We start from the raw sequence: 4,878 nt of genomic DNA, 5'->3' as shown, positions 1-4,878 counted from the left end.
AAGGTCGTCTTGCCCACGCCGAAGCCACCCGCCACCACAATCTTGGCCGAGGTCGTGGAGCGGGCAACCGTGCCGCCACTAGAGCTTGCGAAGTCCACTGAGCACCCTTTCGAGCAAAGTCACATCTGGCTGACCATCGCCGGTCGAGTCGTCGCCACCAGGCTGATGGATCGCGACGAGTCCGGCTTCGGCCAGGTCGGCGACGAGAATCCGGGCGACGCCGAGCGGTATGGAAAGCAGTGCCGAGATCTCGGCGACCGACTTGATCTCGTAGCACAGTCGACAGATCCGCTGGTGCTCGGGCAACTGGCCCTGGAGCTTGGCGAAATCGGCCGTGGTGTGCACCAGCGCCTCGATGGCGAGCTGGTAGCGGGGACGGGTCCGGCCACCCGTCATGGCGTAGGGACGCACCAACTGCTGCGGCTCGCCACGCCCAGCCGGTTCCTCCGACTCCCCTCCTGGGCGAGGCGAGGGCATCGGCTGGATGCGTGGGGGCGGCTCCTCCTGCTGGGGCGGAGAGTGCCGCGGAGACTGTACGCCCTGGGGCGGCTGGGCGTGCGCGGGCTCGGTGTGCGGGGACTCCACGTGCGGCAGCTCAGTCCCCATCGGTGGCTGCGCCCCCGGCGGGGGGACCTGCGACGGCTGCTGGACCTGCGGCTGCTCGCTGGGCGCGGAGGGGAAGTTGTAGCGCTTCAGGCGAGGAGCCTGCGGCTGCTGCTGATCACGGCCATTACCGTACGACGAACCGCCTTGGGGCGTTGTCACGTTTCCTCCTCCGGCTCACGGACTAGCGGGCCACATTTGCCAGTTGCTGCCTCGGCTTCCGAGCAGACACCGCTTCCCCCAGCACCTTAATGGGGCAGCGGCTCACTGCGCACGGTCTGTTCTCGCATCACCGGGGCTAGTTGAGCAGGCTCCCTTGCAATTCCGCCCGTAGGTCGGGGGTCAGGACTGTACCCGCACGATCGACGAGTAGCGCCATCTCGTACCCCACCAAACCGATGTCGGCCTCCGGGTGCGCGAGGACAGCCAGGGCCGAACCGTCCGAAATGGACATGATGAAGAGGAACCCACGCTCCATCTCCACCACCGTCTGGTTCACCGCACCGCCCTCGAAGATGCGGGACGATCCCGCCGTGAGGGAGGTCAGCCCGGACGCGACCGCGGCCAACTGGTCGGCACGATCACGGGGGAACCCCTCGGACAACGACAGCAGCAGACCATCAGCCGAGACCACCACCGCGTGTGACACACCGGGGGTGTTCTCCACGAAGCTGGTGATCAACCAGTTCAGGTTCCGCGCCGCCTGGCTCATCGGGCTCACACTAACGCTCCTGATCATAGGTGCTTCCGGGCCCGAAGCCCGGACTGTCATTCTCGGTGCCGCTTCCGCCGGTGCTACGACCTCGGCGAACACCGCGGTGCAGGTTACTCAGTCGCCCACGGACGTCCTCCGGGGCCCGGGACAACTGCGGCCCGCCCTCAGGCGCCTGCTCGGCGCTTCCGTCCACCAGGTTGGCCCGGGGCACCCTCCTGGGCAGACCCGAACCGGTCACGCCGTCAGCCTCGGGGTTGCGCAACCGGCCGGCCCGATCCCAACGTTCGTCGTTGACCGAGCCCCACGAGGAGTTCCCCGGTTCCGGTTCCGGCACGCCATAGGGTTCGTCGACGCGCTGGTCAGAAGCCTGCTGAGGCTGCTCCTGGGCGGCCTGGGATACGTCCGGGAGACTGTGGGTCTGCTCCGGGTACGGTTCGGGAACGGTGCCGCTCGCCTCCGGGAACGATCCTCCCGTACTGCGACGCGGCAGCCCCGCGTCCGTCGTGGAGTGGTAACCGCTCGGAGACGGCCCCGATCCCGCGAGGGTGCCCGGTGTCTGTTCGCCGCCGAAGCCGACGGTGGACGAGGGATCGGCCCGATCCGGGTGCTGGTGCTCCCGCCCTGCGCCGGAATCGTAATGCGGCTGACCTGGGACGGACATCGGATCGTTGCCATCGCCCCTCGGGCCGCCGCCCGGCGACGACGCGGCATCGTGGCCCTGGTGCGTCCCGGGCTCCGCCGGATAACCCTGCGGATATCCCTGTGCGTACGTCGACTCCGGCGCGGGACGCGACTGCGGGAAGGCCTCACCGTACTGCTGGGCCTCGAGCGCGGCGCGACGTTCGTCCAGCCACAACGACCGCTCCACGGAGTCATGACCGTCGTGCTGGGACTCCGCTCCCGGAGCTCCCGGGCTCTCGTATCGGAAGTCGTCGAAGCCCAGGTCCGCGGCGGAGGGCCAATGGTTGTCGAACACCGGCTGTGGCGCGGGGGTTTGGTCCTGGACGATACGGGAGACCGTGAAGTCCTCCTCCGTGATCTCCTCCGCGTTCCCGCCGTGCGTGATCACTTCCGGCAGCATGACCAGCGAGGTCGTGCCGGCCTGCTCGCCCGAGGGGCGCAGTTGTACCCGGATACCGTGTCGGTTGGCCAGGCGGCCCACCACGAACAGGCCCATCCGTCGGGAGATGGTGGCGTCGACCGTGGGCGGATTGGCGAGCTTGTGGTTCAGGTCCGCGAAGTCCTCGGCCGTCAGCCCGATGCCCTTGTCGTGAATCTCGATCATGATGCGGCCGTCCGGCAGGCGGGTGGCCGCGACGGTCACGTTGCTCTGGGGCGAGGAGAACGACGTGGCGTTCTCCAGCAACTCGGCGAGCAGGTGCACCAGGTCGTTGACCGCCGCACCATGGATCTCGGTTTCGGGGACTCCCGTCAACGAGATCCGCTCGTAGTGCTCGACCTCGGACGACGCCGCCCGCAGGATGTCGACGAGCGGGACCGGCTCGCTCCACCGGCGACCGACCTCCTCACCGGCGAGGACGAGCAGATTCTCGCCGTTACGCCGCATGCGCGTGGCGAGGTGGTCCATCCGGAACAGGTTCTCCAGCTGGTCCGGATCGGCCTCGTTGTTCTCCAGGTCGGTGATCAGCGCGAGTTGCCGCTCGATCAGACCCTGGTTGCGGCTGGAAAGGTTCGTGAAGATGGCGTTGACGTTCCCGCGCAGCAGCGCCTGCTCGGAGGCCAGTCGTACGGCTTCCCGGTGCACCTGGTCGAAGGCCCTTGCGACCTCTCCCAGCTCATCCCGGCTGTCCAGGGGAATGGGCTCAACCCGGGTGTTCACGCGACCGGGTTCCGTACGCGACAACTGGTCGACCAGCATGGGCAGTCGCTGTTCGGCCACGTCCAGGGCGGCCGTACGCAGGCTCCGCATGGCGCGACCCATGCTGCGCGCCATCATCCCGGCCAGCAGGAAGGCCACGAGCAGGGCGGCGAGCACGATGGCGGCGTTGAGGAAGGTGTCGCGCTTGGCGTCCGACGCGATGCGCTCGGCCTCCTGCACCGCCTCGTTGGTGAGTTGCGACTCCACCGTGCGGTAGGCGTCGAACTTCCCGGTTGCAGCAGCGAACCAGGAGTCGGGCGTGATGCCCTTGGCCGCCAGCGCCTCCTCGTCGGCTCCGCTGCCGATCGCGGTGACCATCTTGTCGGGTGTCGGCGCGGCGACATACGGCTCGTCGTTGGCCTGGGCGTCCGCCTTGGCGCCGGCGGCTTGCTCCTTGGCCCGCTCCTCGACCTCGCGCATCGACGCCTTCAGGAGTTTCACGTCCTCCGGTCGTGCCCCGGAGACGTACTCATGTAGTGCGACCTTCTCCAGATAGGCGTACGAGGAAAAGGCCGTGAGCTGCTTCTCCTCGTCCTTCGCGGAAGGGCCGGGCTCCACCATCAGGCGCATACCGATCGCCCGCTGAAGCGACTCGGCGGACTTGGTGAGCGAGATGGCGTAGACCGCGCGTCCGTACGAGGTGACGTTGCCCGTGCCCAGACCTAGTTCGTTGGCGAACTCCATCAGGGGGTGCTGAACGTCAACATAGGCCTCCTCGGTCTGCACGCCCTTCGTGTCCTCGCTGAAGGCGTTCTGCCGGAGTTCGGCCAGCTTGGGCTCGACCTTTCGGAAAGCGTCCATACGACGCTGGAGGGCCGGTGTCTCCGGGAGCTCCTTGGCCTTCTCGTCGAACTTCGTCTTGGCCTCGTCCGTCACCGAGCGCAGCTTCTGGACCTTCGCGGCGTCACGCTCACCGGCAAGCAGCGGGCGCACGGTGCCGTCCCGTTCGTCCATCAAGGCGTGCCCGTAGTTCGCCGCCGCCTCGACCAACTCCGCGACGTGGCGGGCGTCCTCGGCCTCGTTCCAGGTCCGGACGGACTCCTGAACCCGCAGGCCACCGAGGACGAGGCCTACCAGGACGGGTATGAGCAGGATGGCGTTCAGCCGGGTCGGCACGCGCCAGTTCCGGATCGCGAATCTGCTGCCGCCACCCTCGGGCGATCCGGGACTGTCAGCGTGCCCCGCGGACTCGCGAGGCGGGGTGAAGTTCCCCCGTGGCTCCCCCTCACTCCGGGGGGCGGAGCCCTCGTTGCTACGCCGCACTCGACTACTCACCTCTCGGCGCTCGGCTCGACGTGAATCGAGTCGTGGCTACTGCTGAGTTTAGGGAATTTCAGCACGTAGAGGCGCGCATTTCCAAACACTTGGCGCTTCCCAGGCGCCGGACAGGAGAAAGCGACAAGTCGCGCACTTGCCCTGGAATCCGACAAACAAGCACAGGGGTATCTACAGAGGGAAGTGTTCCGCTCGCAGGCGGTACATAGCAATAGGCGAAAGCGACCGAACTGTTACGGCTTCCGCGACAGGGCATTGCGTGGCATGGCGAAGAACACACTGAAGCCGGGCGAGCACCTCCCGGCAGTCAGTGATACATCCCGTGGTCGCTACTTCAGCCGGGCCAGCAGTGCGTGCTCGACCAGGGTGATCAACCCGCTCTTGGCGTCCGCCCGATGCCGCGCGT

3 protein-coding genes and 2 pseudogenes are annotated in these 4,878 nt (G+C 67.5%); all 5 read right to left on the bottom strand.

The features are described from left to right. Positions 1 to 98, bottom strand: a pseudogene (locus AN216_RS27925) (ATP-binding protein); the annotation flags it as partial. Next, on the bottom strand, positions 79 to 765 hold the full coding sequence (locus AN216_RS26260) for a DUF742 domain-containing protein (protein WP_107401855.1): 687 nt from the start codon (positions 763 to 765) through the stop codon (positions 79 to 81). The gene AN216_RS26260 and the pseudogene AN216_RS27925, both read right to left, overlap by 20 nt. Before the next feature lie 136 nt (positions 766 to 901). Further along, a complete protein-coding gene (locus AN216_RS00505) occupies positions 902 to 1,315 on the bottom strand; it encodes a roadblock/LC7 domain-containing protein (RefSeq protein ID WP_070194554.1) in 414 nt (137 codons plus the stop codon). Positions 1,316 to 1,325: 10 nt separating this feature from the next. Further along, positions 1,326 to 4,460: a sensor histidine kinase gene (locus AN216_RS00500; protein ID WP_079166095.1), complete on the bottom strand. Its 3,135-nt coding sequence runs from the start codon at positions 4,458 to 4,460 to the stop codon at positions 1,326 to 1,328. Positions 4,461 to 4,801: 341 nt separating this feature from the next. Then, a pseudogene (locus AN216_RS27920) lies at positions 4,802 to 4,878 on the bottom strand (ATP-binding protein); the annotation flags it as partial.

Source organism: Streptomyces oceani (genome assembly GCF_001751245.1).
GTDB lineage: Bacteria > Actinomycetota > Actinomycetes > Streptomycetales > Streptomycetaceae > Streptomyces > Streptomyces oceani.
Note: the sequence above shows the minus strand (reverse complement) of the source record. Positions and strands in the feature narration are given on the sequence as shown.